The sequence below is a fragment of the Kitasatospora sp. NPDC096140 genome (assembly GCF_040303045.1).
Taxonomy (GTDB): Bacteria; Actinomycetota; Actinomycetes; order Streptomycetales; family Streptomycetaceae; genus Kitasatospora.
Window position 1 is genome coordinate 48,100 of the sequence record NZ_JBEOUW010000035.1, and the last position, 14,878, is coordinate 62,977.

The window sequence follows — 14,878 nt, forward strand, 5'->3', positions numbered from 1 at the left end:
GTAGATTCGCTCCCCCGCCACCGACCGAGGGAGCGCCCGTGCCCGACCGTCCCAGCCTGCTGTACGTGACCGATCTGGCCTACCCGGCCCGGGGCCGCCGCTACGGCGACGAGGACGTCCTGCTCACCTCCCGGCTGCGGGAGTGGTTCGACCTCGCCCTGTGCCACCCGCTCGACGCCCGGGCCCTGATGGGGCGCTTCGACGCGGTCGTCGTGCGCAACAGCGGGCCTGTGCTGCACTACCGCGAGGAGTACGCCCGCTTCCGCGCCGAGGCCGTGGCCGCCGGCGTCCGGGTGTACAACCCGCTGACCGGCCGCGGCGACATGGCCGGCAAGCGCTATCTGCTCGACCTCACCGAGGCCGGCCTCCCGGTCATCCCCACCGTCGACCGGCCGCAGGACCTCGCCCGGCTGCCCGTCGCCGACCGCTACGCGGTGAAGCCCGAGGAGGGCGCCGACAGCATAGGTCTGCGCTTCCTCGGCCGCGAGGAGCTGGACGGCCTCGCGTGGGGCGGCCTGCTGGTCCAGCCGCGGATCGACTTCCGCTACGAGGTCTCCTTCTACTTCGTGGACGACGCCTTCCAGTACGCGCTCCACGCGCCCGACCCGGACCGCCGCTGGGTGCTGGAGCCGTACGAGCCGAGCGCGGCCGACCTCGACTTCGCCCGGCGCTTCGTGGACTGGAACACCCTCGACCACGGGATCCAGCGGGTGGACGCCTGCCGGGCGCCGGACGGGCGCCTGCTGCTGGTCGAGCTGGAGGACCTCAACCCCTACCTGTCGCTCGACCTGGTGCCCGAGGAGACCCGGGAGCGCTTCGTCCGGGCGATGGCGGACTCGCTGCACCGCTTCCTCGGCCACCCGGCCGGCTGACCCGCCGTGCGCTGCGCCACCCGCCCGGGGCCTCACTGCTTGGGGACGCCCCCGACGAAGTCCTTCAGCGCGTCCATCCGGGTCCGCCGGCCGGGCGGGTAGCGGCGCAGCGCGCGCTCGGCCCGGCGCGAGCCCGGCCGGTAGCGCCAGCGGGCCCACGGCGACTCGGGTTTGGCCAGGCGCAGGCAGGCGACCAGCGACACCAGGGGCACCAGCAGCCCGATCACCCCGGTGGCCGTCTTGCCCTTGAGGATCGCCCCGACGGAGAACATCAGGTCGACCAGCAGCAGCGCGGCGAAGGCCACGTTGGCGGCGGTGCCCCGGCCGGTGTCGGAGAACGGGTTGAACCCGGCCACCAGCAGGAGTCCGACCGCCACCGCGAGGAACGCCGCGTCGACGGACTTGCGGCCCTCGCGGCTCCAGTAGACGTCCTCCAGGTGCAGCCACAGGGCGTACTCGTCGAGGGTGAGTGCGGCGCCGGCACCGAACAGCACGGCCAGGATCTGCGCCCCGGGGGTGTCCGGGCGGTAGGCGAACTCCATCGCGCCGGCCACCAGCATCGCGATGATCCCGTACACCTGGTGGTGCACGTGGGTGCCGCCGACCTCGACGTTGCGGAAGGGGCCGCGGCCCGCCCGGATCAGCCGGGTGATCACGCGGGTTCCCACGAAGGTGACGACGAACGCGCCGACCATCCACAGGCCGATGCCGTGGTTGGGCACGGTGATGACCACCTCGACCTCGGGGTCCGCGGTGCGCACGGTCGTGGTGTCCCGTCAGGCGCCGTGCGCGGGCGGCGCACCGGGCCGGGAGTGGGTTCCGGACCACCGGCCCCCGCACCGCCGCGGTCTGCTCTCCTCCGGCACCACGCACCTCCGCACCAGGCCGAACCGCTCCGTGCCGCCCGCCCTCACCGGGCGAGCCACCCGCCCGCACCAGGGCGAGCCGCCCCCTCACCGGGGGCGAGGGGCCTCCGTGCTCAGCGTATCCGGGTTCGGCGGACGGAGCCGGGCGAGCCCTCCGCGCGACCGCCGCCCCGGAGGCGCTCCCCCCGGGGCGGCGGTGCGCACGCGCCGTCAGCAGATCCGCGGCAGCTGTTCGCCCATCGGCAGGTCCACCACCCGGGTGCCGCCGAAGCCCGTTCGGGCGACGACCATGCCGGGGTGGTCCTCGACGCACTCGCCGATCACCACCGCCTCTGCGCCGAGCGGGTGGGCCCGCATCGCGGCGAGGACGGCGTCCGCCTCCCGGCGCGGCACGAAGGCGACGAGCTTGCCCTCGTTGGCGACGTACATCGGGTCCAGGCCGAGCAGGGCGCAGGCGTTGGCCACCGCGTCCGGGACGGGGACGGCCCGCTCGCTGAGCGTCACCCCCACCCCGGCGGCGGCCGCGATCTCGTTGAGCGCCGCGGCCAGCCCGCCCCGGGTGGGGTCGCGCAGCACGTGCAGGTCGGGGGTGACGGCGAGCATCGCCTCGACCAGGCCGCCGAGCGCGGCGCAGTCGCTGCGCACCTCGACGCCGAACTCCAGGCCCTCGCGGACGCTCATGATCGCGACGCCGTGCAGTCCGATCGGCCCGCTGACGATCACCACGTCGCCGGGGACGGCCCGCTGCGGCCGGATGTCGACCCCGGCGGGCACCAGGCCGATCCCGGCGGTGTTCAGGTAGACGCCGTCGCCGCGCCCGGCCTCGACCACCTTGGTGTCCCCGGTGACCACCTCGACCCCGGCCGTCCGGGCCGCGGCGCCGAGCGCCCGGGCCACCCGGTCGACCACGGGCATCTCCACGCCCTCCTCCAGGATGAACCCGCAGGAGAGGTAGGCCGGCCGGGCGCCGCTCATCGCCAGGTCGTTGACCGTCCCGTTGACGGCGAGGTCGCCGATGCTGCCGCCCGGGAAGAACAGCGGCCGCACGACGTAGGAGTCGGTGGAGAAGGCGAGCCGGGCGCCGCCGAGTTCCAGGACGGCGGAGTCGGCGAGCCCGGCGAGGGCCGGCCCGCCGAAGGCCGGGGCGAAGAGGTGCTCCACCAGTTCGGCGGACATCGCCCCGCCGCCGCCGTGTCCCATCACCACCCGGGGGTGGTCGCGCAGCGGCAGCGGGCAGCTCCAGCCGGAGAAGTCGGGCGCGGGCGAGGCCTCGGGGGCCGCGCCGGTGAGGGTCTCGGTGTCAGCCAACGGTGCTCACCGCCTCCGCGGCGACCGGCGTGCTCAGCCGCCGGTAGAGGTAGTACGCCGCGCAGGCCCCTTCGCTGGAGACCATGGTGGCGCCGAGCGGGGTGCGCGGGGTGCACAGCGTGCCGAAGGCCTCGCACTGGTGCGGCTTCAGCAGGCCCTGCAGCACCTCGCCGCTGCGGCACGCGGCGGGTTCGCGGGTGCTGATCCCCGCGACGTCGAAGCGGTGTTCGGCGTCGTGGTCGCGGTAGCGCGGCGAGAGCCGCCAGCCGCTGAGCGGGATCACGCCGATGCCCCGCCAGGCGCGGTCGGTCACCTCGAAGACGTCCTCCAGCATGGCGCGCGCCGCCGGGTTGCCCTCCGGCCGGACGGCCCGCTGGTAGGCGTTGTCGACGCTGTGCTCGCCGCGCTCCAACTGCCGTACGGTGCGCCGGATCCCCTCCAGGATGTCCAGCGGTTCGAAGCCGGTGACCACGATCGGCACCCGGTGCCGTTCGGCGAGCGCCGGGTACTCGTCGGTTCCCATGACGCTGCACACGTGCCCGGCGGCGAGGAAGCCCTGGACCCGGCAGTCCGGCGATTCCATGATGGCGTCGATCGCCGGGGGCACCCGGACGTGCGAGACCAGCATGCTGAAGTTCCGCAGGCCCTGCTTGCGGGCGAGGTGGACGGCCATGGCGTTCGGCGGCGCGGTGGTCTCGAAGCCGATGCCGAAGAAGACGACCTCCCGGTCCGGGTTCTCCCGTGCGATCCGCAGTGCGTCCAGCGGCGAGTACACCACCCGGACGTCGCCGCCCTCGCCGCGGACCCGGAACAGGTCGCGGTCGGTGCCGGGCACCCGCAGCATGTCCCCGAAGGAGCAGAAGACGACCTCGGGCCGGGCGGCGATCGCCAGTGCGCGGTCGATCACCTCCAGCGGGGTGACGCACACCGGGCACCCCGGCCCGTGGATCAACTCCACTTCTTCGGGCAGGAGTTGGTCGATGGCATGCCGGATGATGCTGTGCGTCTGGCCGCCGCACACCTCCATCAGCGCCCACGGCCGGGTGACCGTGGCCCTGATGTCCGCGAGCAGGCCCTCGGCCAGCTCCGGGTTCCGGAACTCCTCCAGGTACTTCACCGTCCGGCCTCCTCAGCCGCTCGTGCCGCGTCGGGCCCGCCCGCCGCCGGCCGCTCCCCGGGCGCCTGCCACTGCCCCGCCGCCTCCCACGGGTCGCCGAACTCCTCCTGCAGCAGCCCGAGTTCCTCGAACAGCGCGAGGGTGCGCCGGGCGGACTCCTCGTCCAGCCGCTGCAGCGCGAAGCCCACGTGGACGATCGCGTAGTCGCCCACCGCCAGGTCGGGCAGGTACTCCAGGCACACGTCCTTGACCACCCCGCCGAAGTCCATGACCGCCATCCGGGTCCCGTCGCGTTCGCCGATCTCCGTCACCCTGCCGGGCACTGCCAGGCACATCCGCTCTCACTCCTCCCGGGCGGCCGCCGCGCGGGCGGCCACCATCAGCTGGCCGAGCGCCAGTCCTCCGTCGTTGGGCGGCACCCGGCGGTGCCGCAGCACGGTGAAGCCGTCCTCGCCGAGGCCGCGCGCGCAGGCCGAGGAGAGCACGGCGTTGGCGAAGACGCCGCCGCTGAGCGCCACCGTGGTCGTGCCGTACCGCTCCCGGGCGGCCGCGCAGATCCGCCGGCACAGCTCGGCCACAGCGGTGTGGAAGCGCGCGGCGACCAGTCCGGCGGGCCGGCCGGCGACCACGTCCGCCACCACCGCGGCCAGCACCGGCCCGGGGTCGGCGGTCCAGCCGTCCGCCCCGGCGAGCAGCCCGAACCGGTAGCCCGGAGCAGGTCCGAACTCCGCGGCCGCGGCCTCCAGTTCGATCGCCGCCTGGGCCTCGTACCCGGCCCGCTGGCAGATCCCGGCGAGCGAGGAGACCGCGTCGAAGAGCCGGCCCATGCCGGAGCTCGGCACGGTGTTCAGCCCGCGTTCCAACTGCCTTTCCAGCAGGCGGAGTTCCTCCGGCAGGCAGGCCAGGACCGGCGGCAGTCCGGCGGTCCAGGGCAGCCCGGCGGCCCGCAGGTGCGCCAGCGCCGTCCGGTACGGGCGCTCGACCGCCGCGTCCCCGCCGGGCAGCGGCACGTAGGCGAGGTGGGCGAGCCGGCGGAAGCCGTCGTAGTCGGCCAGCAGCACCTCGCTGCCCCAGACCGCGCCGTCCTCGCCGTAGCCGGTGCCGTCGAAGGCCAGGCCGAGCACCGGCCGGCTGCCGTCCAGCCCGTGCTCGGCCATCACGGCGGCGATGTGCGCGTGGTGGTGCTGCACCCGGTGCACCGGCCGTCCGGCGGCGGTCCGCTCGGCGTGCCGGACCGAACGGTAGCCGGGGTGCCGGTCGGCGACCAGCAGTTCTGGCCGCACTCCGCTGACCGTGCCGAGCTGCTCGACGGCGTTGTCGAAGGCGCGCAGCGTGGCCAGGTCGTCCATGTCCCCGATGTGGCCGGACAGCCAGGCGTAGCCGTCGCGGGCCAGTGCGAAGGTGTTCTTCAGGTCGCCGCCGACCGCCAGCACCGGGCGGACGGGCACCGGCAGGGGCAGCGGCAGCGGGGCGTACCCGCGCGAGCGGCGCAGCGGCAGCTGCTCGCCGTCCACCACCCGCACCACCGAGTCCTCGCAGGGCACGTGGATCGGCCGGTCGTGGGTGAGCCAGCCGTCGACGAGCGGGGCGAGCTTCTCCAGCGCCTCCCGGTCGTCGGTGACGATCGGCTCGCCGGAGAGGTTGGCGCTGGTCATCACCAGCAGGTCCGGGCCGGGCGCGGCGAGCAGCAGGTGGTGCAGCGGCGTGTACGGGAGCATCACCCCGAGGTCGGGGCTGCGCGGGGCCACCGCCTCGAACCCGGGTGTCACCGTGCCGGTGCGGCGCAGCAGGACGATCGGCCGGACCGCGCCGGTGAGCAGTTCCCGCTCGACGGGGCCGAGCGGCAGCAGGCCCTCGACGGTGGCGAGGTCACGGGCCATCAGCGCGAAGGGCTTGTCGCCGCGCCGCTTGCGCCGCCGCAGCAGGGCGACCGCCGCGGGGTCGCGCGCGTCGCAGGCCAGGTGGTAGCCGCCGATGCCCTTGACGGCGAGGACCGCCCCGGCGGCGAGCAGCCGGCGGGCCTCGGTGAGGGCGTCCTCGTCGGCGAGGTCGGCGTGGCCGGTCACGGTCAGCGCGAGTCTCGGCCCGCAGGCGTGGCAGGCGACCGGCTGGGCGTGGAAGCGGCGGTCGGCCGGGTCGGCGTACTCCCGGGCGCAGTCCGCGCACATCGGGAAGCCGGCCATGGTGGTGTTGGCGCGGTCGTACGGCAGGCCGGTGACGATGGTGTGCCGGGGGCCGCAGTTGGTGCAGCTGATGAACGGGTGCCGGTGGCGGCGGTCGGCCGGGTCGGCGAGTTCGGCGAGGCAGTCGGCGCAGACGGCGACGTCGGGCGGGATCAGCGTGGCCCGGGGCCCGTCGGTGCGGGACGGGGTGATGGCGAAGCCCGTCGCGCCGGTGACGGCCAGCGGGGTGTGCTCGACGGAGGCCACGTACGCGAGCGGCGGCGCGTCGCCGGCCACCCGTCGGCAGAACGCCTCGACCGCCGCGCGGTTGCCCTCGACCTCGGCGAGCACGCCTTCGCCGGTGTTGGTGACGCTGCCGGCCAGGCCGAGTTCCCCGGCCAGGGTGAAGACGAAGGGCCGGAAGCCGACCCCTTGGACGAGGCCGCGGACGGCGACCCGGCGTCGCTCGCGGTCGAGTTCCGGGTGACCGGCCGTCACGGGGTCTCCCCGACCACCGCGGGCCCGTGTCCGTGTTCGTGCCGGTGTCCGTCCCCGTGCTCGTGCCTTCCCCCGTCCCCGTGGTCGTGCCCGTGCCCGTGCGGCGCGGCCGACATCACCGGCCGGTGCGGCTCGGCCCCCTCCAGCACCGCCAGCGCGCGCTCCAGCAGCGCCCCGACACCGTCCCCGGTACGCGCCGAGGTGTGCACCACCTCCACCCCGGGATTGACCCGGCGGACGTTCGCCGTGAACGCGGCCTCGTCGAACTCGGCCGCCGCGGCCAGGTCGGCCTTCGTCACCAGGACGAGGTTGGCCAGCCCGAAGGCGGTCGGGTACTTGAGCGGCTTGTCCTCGCCCTCGGTCACCGAGGCCAGCACCACCCGCAGGGACTCACCGAGGTCGTAGGAGGCCGGACACACCAGGTTGCCGACGTTCTCCACGAAGAGCAGCCGGCACTCCTGCGGCAGCCAGCCGTCCAGGTGCCCGGCGAGCATCCGCGCCTCCAGGTGGCACAGCCCGTCGGTGAGCACCTGCTTGACCGGCGCGCCCGAACGGGCCAGCCGCCGCGCGTCGTTCTCGGTGGCGAGGTCGGCGGTCAGGGCCGCGACCGGCACCCCGCGCCGCCGGGCCAGCCCCAGCTCGGCCTCCAGCAGGGCGGTCTTGCCGCTGCCCGGGCTGGACAGCAGGTTCACCGCGACCGTGCCCCGGGCGGCCAGTGCCGCCCGCAGCTCGCGGGCGCTGTCGTCGTTGCGGGCGAGGACCGCCTGACGGAGGTCGACCGTGCGGCACATCGGCATCAGCCTTTCTGTTCGGCCGGGACGTCCGGGCGCTCGGCCCACTCGACGTCGAGGATCTGGAGCTCGCGCCCGGACAGCAGCTCGACGCCGCCGCCGGAGCAGCTCGGGCAGCAGAGGTCCGGCGGCATGCCGACGGCCCACTCGGTGTCGCAGGGCCGGCACCGGGCCCGCGCCGTGACCGGCTCGGTGTGCAGCACCGCGCCCTCCACCAGCGTTCCGGCGCAGGCCAGTTCGAAGCAGAAGTCGAGGGCCTGCGGGACGACGCCGGCCAGTTCGCCCACCCGCAGCCGTACCCGCGCCACCCCGGCGGCCCCGTGGTCGCGCGCGGCCGCGTCGACCTGCTCGACGACGGCGGCGGCGATCGACATCTCGTGCATGGGTCCCTTTCCCTCGGCGGGCGGCATCGGGCCCGCCGACCGGGCGGGCCCCGATGCCGAGGCGCGCCCCATTACAAGGCGCGATGGCGGCGACGGCTCGAAGCCGCGCCGCCACCGCGCCCGGGGCTGCACCGTTCGCAGCAATGCGCGGGTCACATCCGCGAGATCTGCAGGTACCGCTTGAGGTCCGGCAGGCTCTGCCAGACCAGTGCGCCGATCCCCGCCAGCAGGGCCAGGCAGAACAGTTTCCTCAGCATGGTGTTGTCTCCCTCTCCGGCTGCGTGGCCTCGTCCACGACCCGCAGGACCACTCGGACCGCCTCCTCGACGGCGGCGGCGACGGGCGCGCTCAGCCCGATGCCCTCCTCCAACGACGCCGGCTCGCAGCCGACCACCAGCACCCGCCCGGGCGGCTCGCCGCCGGTCCCGGCCGCGAGCGTGGCCAGCAGGGCGAGCACGGCGTCCGGCCCCATCCGGTGCCCGTCCAGCAGCGGCGCCTCCAGCGGCTCGTCGGCCGCCTCGATGAGGTAGACCGTGCCGGGTGCCCCGCCGCGGCAGGTGGCGTCCACCAGGACGGCGGTGCGGTAGCCGTCGAGCAGCCGGTACGCCAGGTCGACGCCGCGCACGCCCACGTCGACCGCCTCGACGCCGTCCGGCAGCGGGTGCCCGGCGAGCCGCCGGACGGTCTCCACGCCGAACCCGTCGTCGCCGAGGAAGATGTTGCCCACCCCGGCGACCAGCACCTGACGGCTGTTCACGACCCCTCCGGCACGTCGTCGCCGTCCAGCGGGGTGACCTCGTCGGGCTGGAAGTAGCGGAACCGCCCCTGGGCCCGCCACAGGTCGGCGCCCGGGTCGTCCTCCACCGTCACGGCCAGGTGCACCGAGCCGTCGACGTCGTGCAGCACCGCCTCCACCACGCCGGTGCGCCCGTCCAGGAAGAGGTCCTGGGCGTCGGTGCGCCGTCGTCCGGGCCGCAGCACGACCCGGCTGCCGGCGCCGACGGCGTGGCCGCCGAGCTGCACCCGGTCCCGCTCGGGGTCGACCGCCGGGTCGTTGCCCGGGTCCCACCAGGGCTGTTCCCCGTCGGCGGCGCCGCCGGTGAGGTCGCGCAGCCCGCGGATGGCGCCGTGCAGACGCTCCAGCACCTCGGGCGGCATGGACTCCGCGAGGTCGATCACGGCCGCGGCCCGCTCGTCGGTGCCCCGGGCCTCCCGCTTCTCCTCCTCGGTCAGGGCCGCCGTCCGCAGCGCCAGGATCTCGTCGATCTCGGTGGCGTCGTACAGGGTGCCGAGGCTCTCCGGCGCGACCTTGGGGTGGTCCTCCAGGATGATCGGCGAGGACAGCACCACCCCGCGCTCGCCCGGCGGCCCGGCCAGGACCGGCCAGGTGTGCCGGCTGCGGCACCGTTCGACCTCGGCGCGGGCCCACTCGGGCGGGTCGGTGGCCGACACGAAGCGGCCCTGCTCCAGGCCCAGCAGCAGGTGGGCGGAGACCAGCGAGCGCGGCAGCGCCTCCTCGCGGCTCGCCCGTCGGGGCGGCATCCAGGCGGAGACGTTCTCGACCACCACCGTCAGCCGCTGGGCCCGGTACCGGCCGGGCAGTTCCTCGGCGGTCACCCGTACCAGGCCGTCGACCTGTTCGCGGCGGCGCACCAGCCGTCCGACGGCGGTGCCGTGCGCGCGCAGCAGCTCGGTCTCGCCGACGCCCGGCAGCCGGAACGCCCGCTCCACCCCGACGCCGGTCAACTCCTCGACCGGGAAGAGGAGTTCGATGCGTTCCTCGACGCCCTCGTCCCACTCCGTGAACACCCGGTCGGCCAGCTCCAGCCGCTCCACCGGCTCGAACCCGCCGACGGCGGTCGCCTGTTCGACGGTCCGCCGCTGCACCCGCAGGAAGCGCAGCTCGACCGCCAGCCGGTCCCCGGCACGGGCCTCCATGACGCACTCGGTGCGCTGGTGCGAGTGCTCGCCGCCCTGCGCGGTGTACTCGGGCGGCACCAGGACCCCGAACTGCCAGCGCAGCCGGTTCTTGGCCGCCGAGGCGCGGTACGGGTAGAGCACGTAGCCCTCCAGCAGCACCGCGTCGGCGATCTGCCGGGCGGCCGCGAAGCCGCGCTCGATCCCGGGCGGGAAGGCGCTCACCGGGCCACCTCCTCGATCGCGGCCGCCGCGAGCAGTTCACGGACCGTCGCCTCCCAGGAGGGCAGGGCCCGCCGGGAGCGGTAGGCCAGCAACCGGTCCATCAGGTCGTCCGGCAGGCGCAGCCAGCCGCAGCCGGGGAAGTGCTGGTCGATGGCCTCGCGCCAGACCCGCACCGGCATCCGCACCGCGGCCTCCTTGTCCCAGGGCACCGGGGCGACCTGGAAGCCGCCGGGGCCGGCGAAGGCGGTGCCGGAGAAGAGCAGCAGCAGCGGCACCTCGCCGCCGTCGAGCGCCCGGAAGTAGCGGGCGGAGGCCACCTCCAGGTCGTAGCTGCACGGCACCACGAGGTCGGTCTCGGTCTCGCCGGTGAAGCCGGGCACCAGCAGCGGCACGGTGGCGAACTGGATCGGGTTGAGCGTGTTCGCCCAGCGCTCCCGTTCCCCGAAGAGGTCGGCCAGCCGCTCGCCCTCCGGCTCGGCGTACGACCGCCGGCCCGGTTCGATCCGCAGCTGGCAGCGGAGCGCCAGGGCGTGCACCCGGGTGTCGGCCGGCCCGGTGATCCGCAGCCGGAAGACCAGGGTCGGCACCGCCGCGTACGGGTCGGACCGCACGCCGGTGCAGGCGAAGGCGAGCGCCGTCACGCCGTCACCGCCGTGGGCAGCGGGCGGGCGCGGGCGGTCAACCGCTCGAAGAACGCGTCGAGTTCGGCCCGCGCCTCGGCGCCGCCGTCGAAGCCGTGCCAGCACCGCCGCAGCCGGCCGACCAGCTCGTAGCAGACGTCGATCGGCACCAGGAAGCACTCGACGCGGTGGTCGTGGCGGCGCAGCAGCAGGGCCTCCACGTCGGGCTCCAGGACGGCGGCCAGCCGGCTGCCGCCGAGGGCGCGCTCCCAGGCCTCCTCGTCCACCTCGCTCTCGGTGGCGCCGGCCGGGCCGGGGTAGAAGGCGAGCAGCCGGTCCAGCAGGGCGTTGCGGAACAGGAACGCGGTGCCGACCGGGATGCCCAGCACCGACCAGGCCCGCTCGTCCAAGCCGCCGTCCGGGTCGGCGAGGTAGCGGTCCGGCACGGTGCGGAAGCGGCCGCCGGCCGCGCCCGGCTGCTGGAACAGCAGGCCGCAGGCGGTGCAGGTGCAGGCCAGCGCCCGCTCCTCGACGTCCACCAGGTGGCGGTGGCCGGCCGGGATGTCCCGGCCGCAGAAGCCGCACTGCTCGGGCCGCGGCGGCGCCGGCTCGCGCAGCCGGTGCAGCAGGGCGGTCCCGTCGCGGGAGATCCGGCGGGTGTTCATCGCACCTCCGCGGCCTGCGGCGGGCGGGTGCCGATCTGCAGCAGCTTCGGGGCGCGCTCCAGCTCCACGGCCGTCACCTCGGGCGCGTGGCAGGCGAGGACGGCCTCGACGTCCCCTTCCGCGCAGCCGCAGCCGGAGGCGGTCCGGCGCAGCCGCAGGACGCCGGTGCCCGGGTCGAAGCCGATCGGCTCGACCCGTTCGGGCAGGGCCGCGAGCGCCCGGTCGATCCGGGCGGTGACGTCCTCCGGGTGCAGGTCGTGCAGCAGGAGCAGCCCGGCCACCGCCGGGTCGTCCAGCATCCGTTCCAGGGCGGGCGGGGGCAGCGCCGGGACGATCCTGGCCAGCCCCTCGCCGTAGAAGTCCATCAGGTCGCGGACCAGTTGCTCGCCCGCGCTCTCGGCCCCGCTGCCGGCCAGGGCGTCCAGGGCCTCCTGGATGCGCAGCCCGGTCTGCTCGGCCGTCATGCGGTGAGCCCGCTGAGGCCGGTGGGCACGTGCATGGTCTGGACGGTGCGCCCGCCGACGTACATGTGCACGCCGCAGGGCAGGCAGGGGTCGAAGCTGCGCACCGCGCGCATGATGTCGATGCCCTTGAAGTTCTCCGGGGAGTTCTCCTCGAAGATCGGGGTGTTCTGCACCGCGTCCTCGTACGGGCCGGGCGTGCCGTAGCTGTCGCGCACGCTGGCGTTCCACGGGGTGGGCGGGTACGGGTGGTAGTTGGCGATCTTGCCGTCGCGGATCACCATGTGGTGCGAGAGCACGCCGCGCACGGCCTCGGTGAAGCCGCAGCCGATCGACTCGTCCGGCACCTCGAAGCGCTCCCAGGTCTGGCTGCGCCCGGCCCGGACCTCGTCGAGCGCCTTCTCGGCGAAGTGCAGGGCGGCGGCGGCCGCGTACGCCTGGAAGTAGGTGCGGGCGCGGTTGCGTTCGAGGGCGTTGCTCCACTGCGGGATCTTCCACTCGAAGGTGACCTCGGGCTTGGTCATCGAGCGGGGCAGGTTGATCTGCACGCTGTGCCCGGTGGCCTTGATGTAGCCGATGTCGACCAGCCCGGACAGCGCGGTGGACCACAGCCGGGCGATCGGGCCGCCGCCGGTGTCCAGGGCGAGGTGCTCCTTGCCGTCGAACCAGCGCGGGGACATCACCCAGCTGTACTTGTCGTCGAAGTTGCGCTTCTGCGGCTGCGGGATGGTGTGCTGGTTCCACGGGTGCCGGGGGTCGACCGGGTTGCCCAGCGGGTCGTGGGTGACGAACAGCTCCTTGCCCTGCCAGTCCTCGTAGTAGGAGCTGCCGAGCAGGATCCGGATGCCCAGGTTGATCTCGGTGAGGTCGTTGGTGACGAGCTTGCCGTCCACGACGACGCCGGGGGTGACGAACATCCGCCGGCCCCAGTCCGTCATGTTGCGGTACGTGAAGTCGCAGTGGTCCGGGTCGTTGAGGCTGCCCCAGCAGCCGAGCAGGACCCGCCGCCGGCCGACCTCCTCGTAGCCGGGCAGGGCCTGGTAGAAGAAGTCGAAGAGGTCGTCGTGCAGCGGCACGACCTTCTTCATGAACTCGACGTAGCGCATCAGCCGGGTCAGGTAGTCGGTGAACAGCTGCACCGTGGCGACGGTGCCGACGCCGCCCGGGTAGAGGGTGGAGGGGTGCACGTGGCGGCCCTCCATCAGGCAGAACATCTCCCGGGTGTACCGGCTGACCTGCAGTGCCTCGCGGTAGAACTCGCCCTCGATCGGGTTGAGCGAGCGCATGATGTCCGCGATGGTCTTGTACCCGTGGTCGGCGGCGTGCGGCGCCTCGGTGCGCTCGGCCTGTTCCAGGACGCCCGGGTTGGTCTCGCGGACCATCTTCTCGCAGTAGTCGACCCCGACCAGGTTCTCCTGGAAGATGTTGTGGTCGAACATGTACTCGGCGGCCTCGCCGAGGTTGATGATCCACTCGCCGAGGTGCGGGGGCTTCACCCCGTACGCCATGTTCTGGGTGTAGACCGAACAGGTGGCGTGGTTGTCGCCGCAGATCCCGCAGATCCGGCTGGTGATGAAGTGTGCGTCGCGCGGGTCCTTGCCGCGCATGAAGACGCTGTAGCCGCGGAAGACCGAGGAGGTGCTGTAGCACTCCGCGACGCGCTTCTGCTTGAAGTCGATCTTCGTGTGGATGCCGAGGCTTCCCACGATCCGGGTGATCGGGTCCCAGGACATCTCGGTCAGGCCGCTGCCGTCGCCGGCCGCCCTCGTCGTCGGTGTCGCCATCGTGTTGTCGTGTCCTTCTCTGAACGGGGGCAGGGGGCGGGGCGGCGGCGAGGGGCCGCACGCCGCGGGGGCGTGCGGCCCTCCGGCGTCACCAGGGCGGGCGGTAACCCGTGGTCAGGTGGCGGCCGGTGTGGCGCCACTTCGGTTCCTTGTCGACGGTCGCCAGCGTGATCGCGCGCAGCCGACGGATCAGCGAGCCGTACGCGTTGCTGGCGCCGGTGGAGACGCGGGAGCCGGGCGGCGGGTCCATGAAGGGCATGAACTTGTCCGGGAAGCCCGGCATGGTGCAGGCGATGCAGATGCCGCCCACGTTCGGGCAGCCGCCGATGCCGTTGGTCCAGCCGCGCTTGGCGACGTTGCACTTGACGACCGGTCCCCAGCAGCCGAGCCGCACCAGGCACTCGGGGGTGCCGTAGTCGGTGGCGAACTGGCCCTGCTCGTAGTAGCCGCCGCGGTCACAGCCCTCGTGGACGGTGGCGCCGAACAGCCAGGCCGGCCGCAGCTTGTCGTCCAGCGGGATCATCGGCGCGGAGCCGGCCAGCTGGTACAGCAGGTAGGTGAGCGTCTCGGCGAAGTTGTCGGGCTGGATCGGACAGCCCGGCACGCAGACGATCGGCAGCCCGGCCTTGGACTTCCAGTCCCAGCCCAGGTAGTCCGGCACGCCCATCGCACCGGTCGGGTTGCCGGCCATCGCGTGGATGCCGCCGTACGTGGCGCAGGTGCCGATCGCGACCACGGCGGTCGCCTTGGGGGCGAGCCGGTCCAGCCACTCACTGGTGGTGATGGGCTGGCCGGTGGCCGGGTCGTCGCCGAAGCCGCACCAGTAGCCCTCCTTCTTGATCTTCTCGTTGGGGATGGACCCCTCGACGACCAGGACGAACGGTTCGATCTCGCCGCGGTCGGCCTTGAAGAACCACTCGACGAAGTTGTCCGCGCCCTGGACCGGGCCGCACTCGAAGTCGATCAGCGGCCAGTGCACGGCGACCTTGGGCAGGCCGGGCAGTGCGCCGGTGACGATCTCCTCGATGCTGGGCTGCATCGCGGCGGTCAGCGAGACGGAGTCGCCGTCACAGCTGAGGCCGGCGTTGATCCAGAGAATGTGCACCACGTCGGTGTCGGTTGTTGCAGCACCCATGAGGATGCCTCCTCGGGGATGGGAGCCGGACGTAATGGCTCAAACACAGTCATAGCAACAGTCCGGTTCCGACG

Annotated in this window: 16 protein-coding genes; 1 reads left to right on the forward strand and 15 read right to left on the reverse strand. The window is 74.0% G+C overall.

What is annotated here, in order from left to right; genetic code table 11:
* Positions 1-38 precede the first annotated feature (38 nt).
* On the forward strand, positions 39-872 hold the full coding sequence (locus ABT048_RS30005; RefSeq protein ID WP_350524671.1) for an ATP-grasp domain-containing protein: 834 nt from the start codon (positions 39-41) through the stop codon (positions 870-872).
* A 32-nt stretch (positions 873-904) separates the two neighbouring features.
* On the opposite strand, the gene ABT048_RS30010 is transcribed toward ABT048_RS30005, so the two are convergent.
* The 15 genes from ABT048_RS30010 to ABT048_RS30075 form a co-directional block, all read right to left on the reverse strand.
* Complete coding sequence (locus tag ABT048_RS30010; protein WP_350524672.1) at positions 905-1,633, reverse strand: hypothetical protein; 729 nt, start codon at positions 1,631-1,633, stop codon at positions 905-907.
* A 315-nt stretch (positions 1,634-1,948) separates the two neighbouring features.
* A complete protein-coding gene (hypE, locus tag ABT048_RS30015; protein WP_350524673.1) occupies positions 1,949-3,046 on the reverse strand; it encodes a hydrogenase expression/formation protein HypE in 1,098 nt (365 codons plus the stop codon).
* Entirely contained in the window at positions 3,039-4,163 is a 1,125-nt protein-coding gene (gene hypD / locus ABT048_RS30020; RefSeq protein WP_350524674.1) for a hydrogenase formation protein HypD, read from the reverse strand. Before hypD ends, hypE begins: the two co-directional genes overlap by 8 nt.
* Positions 4,160-4,498, reverse strand: coding sequence for a HypC/HybG/HupF family hydrogenase formation chaperone (locus tag ABT048_RS30025; protein WP_350524675.1), 339 nt, complete (start codon positions 4,496-4,498; stop codon positions 4,160-4,162). The genes hypD and ABT048_RS30025 overlap by 4 nt, the downstream gene beginning before the upstream one ends.
* Positions 4,499-4,504: 6 nt before the next feature.
* Positions 4,505-6,823, reverse strand: a complete 2,319-nt coding sequence (gene hypF / locus ABT048_RS30030) for a carbamoyltransferase HypF (RefSeq protein ID WP_350524676.1) — start codon at positions 6,821-6,823, stop codon at positions 4,505-4,507.
* Positions 6,820-7,614 (reverse strand): hydrogenase nickel incorporation protein HypB, encoded by a 795-nt coding sequence (gene hypB / locus ABT048_RS30035; RefSeq protein ID WP_350524677.1) that lies wholly within the window; start codon positions 7,612-7,614, stop codon positions 6,820-6,822. The genes hypF and hypB overlap by 4 nt, the downstream gene beginning before the upstream one ends.
* A 5-nt stretch (positions 7,615-7,619) precedes the next feature.
* Positions 7,620-7,997, reverse strand: coding sequence for a hydrogenase maturation nickel metallochaperone HypA (gene hypA / locus ABT048_RS30040; RefSeq protein ID WP_350524678.1), 378 nt, complete (start codon positions 7,995-7,997; stop codon positions 7,620-7,622).
* A gap of 152 nt (positions 7,998-8,149) precedes the next feature.
* Entirely contained in the window at positions 8,150-8,254 is a 105-nt protein-coding gene (locus tag ABT048_RS41740; RefSeq protein ID WP_396546524.1) for a DUF6893 family small protein, read from the reverse strand.
* A complete protein-coding gene (locus ABT048_RS30045; protein WP_350524679.1) occupies positions 8,248-8,754 on the reverse strand; it encodes a hydrogenase maturation protease in 507 nt (168 codons plus the stop codon). Before ABT048_RS30045 ends, ABT048_RS41740 begins: the two co-directional genes overlap by 7 nt.
* Positions 8,751-10,139 (reverse strand): hypothetical protein, encoded by a 1,389-nt coding sequence (locus ABT048_RS30050; RefSeq protein WP_350524680.1) that lies wholly within the window; start codon positions 10,137-10,139, stop codon positions 8,751-8,753. The genes ABT048_RS30045 and ABT048_RS30050 overlap by 4 nt, the downstream gene beginning before the upstream one ends.
* Entirely contained in the window at positions 10,136-10,780 is a 645-nt protein-coding gene (locus ABT048_RS30055) for a DUF6084 family protein (RefSeq protein WP_350524681.1), read from the reverse strand. The genes ABT048_RS30050 and ABT048_RS30055 overlap by 4 nt, the downstream gene beginning before the upstream one ends.
* Complete coding sequence (locus tag ABT048_RS30060; RefSeq protein ID WP_350524682.1) at positions 10,777-11,424, reverse strand: DUF5947 family protein; 648 nt, start codon at positions 11,422-11,424, stop codon at positions 10,777-10,779. Before ABT048_RS30060 ends, ABT048_RS30055 begins: the two co-directional genes overlap by 4 nt.
* Positions 11,421-11,888 carry a NifU-related iron-sulfur-binding protein gene (locus ABT048_RS30065; protein ID WP_350524683.1) on the reverse strand — a complete coding sequence of 156 codons (468 nt, stop codon included), beginning with the start codon at positions 11,886-11,888 and terminating at the stop codon, positions 11,421-11,423. The genes ABT048_RS30060 and ABT048_RS30065 overlap by 4 nt, the downstream gene beginning before the upstream one ends.
* Positions 11,885-13,669 (reverse strand): nickel-dependent hydrogenase large subunit, encoded by a 1,785-nt coding sequence (locus tag ABT048_RS30070; RefSeq protein ID WP_350524684.1) that lies wholly within the window; start codon positions 13,667-13,669, stop codon positions 11,885-11,887. The genes ABT048_RS30065 and ABT048_RS30070 overlap by 4 nt, the downstream gene beginning before the upstream one ends.
* An 88-nt stretch (positions 13,670-13,757) precedes the next feature.
* Positions 13,758-14,804, reverse strand: coding sequence for an NADH-quinone oxidoreductase subunit B family protein (locus ABT048_RS30075; RefSeq protein ID WP_350524685.1), 1,047 nt, complete (start codon positions 14,802-14,804; stop codon positions 13,758-13,760).
* Between the last annotated feature and the right edge of the window lie 74 nt (positions 14,805-14,878).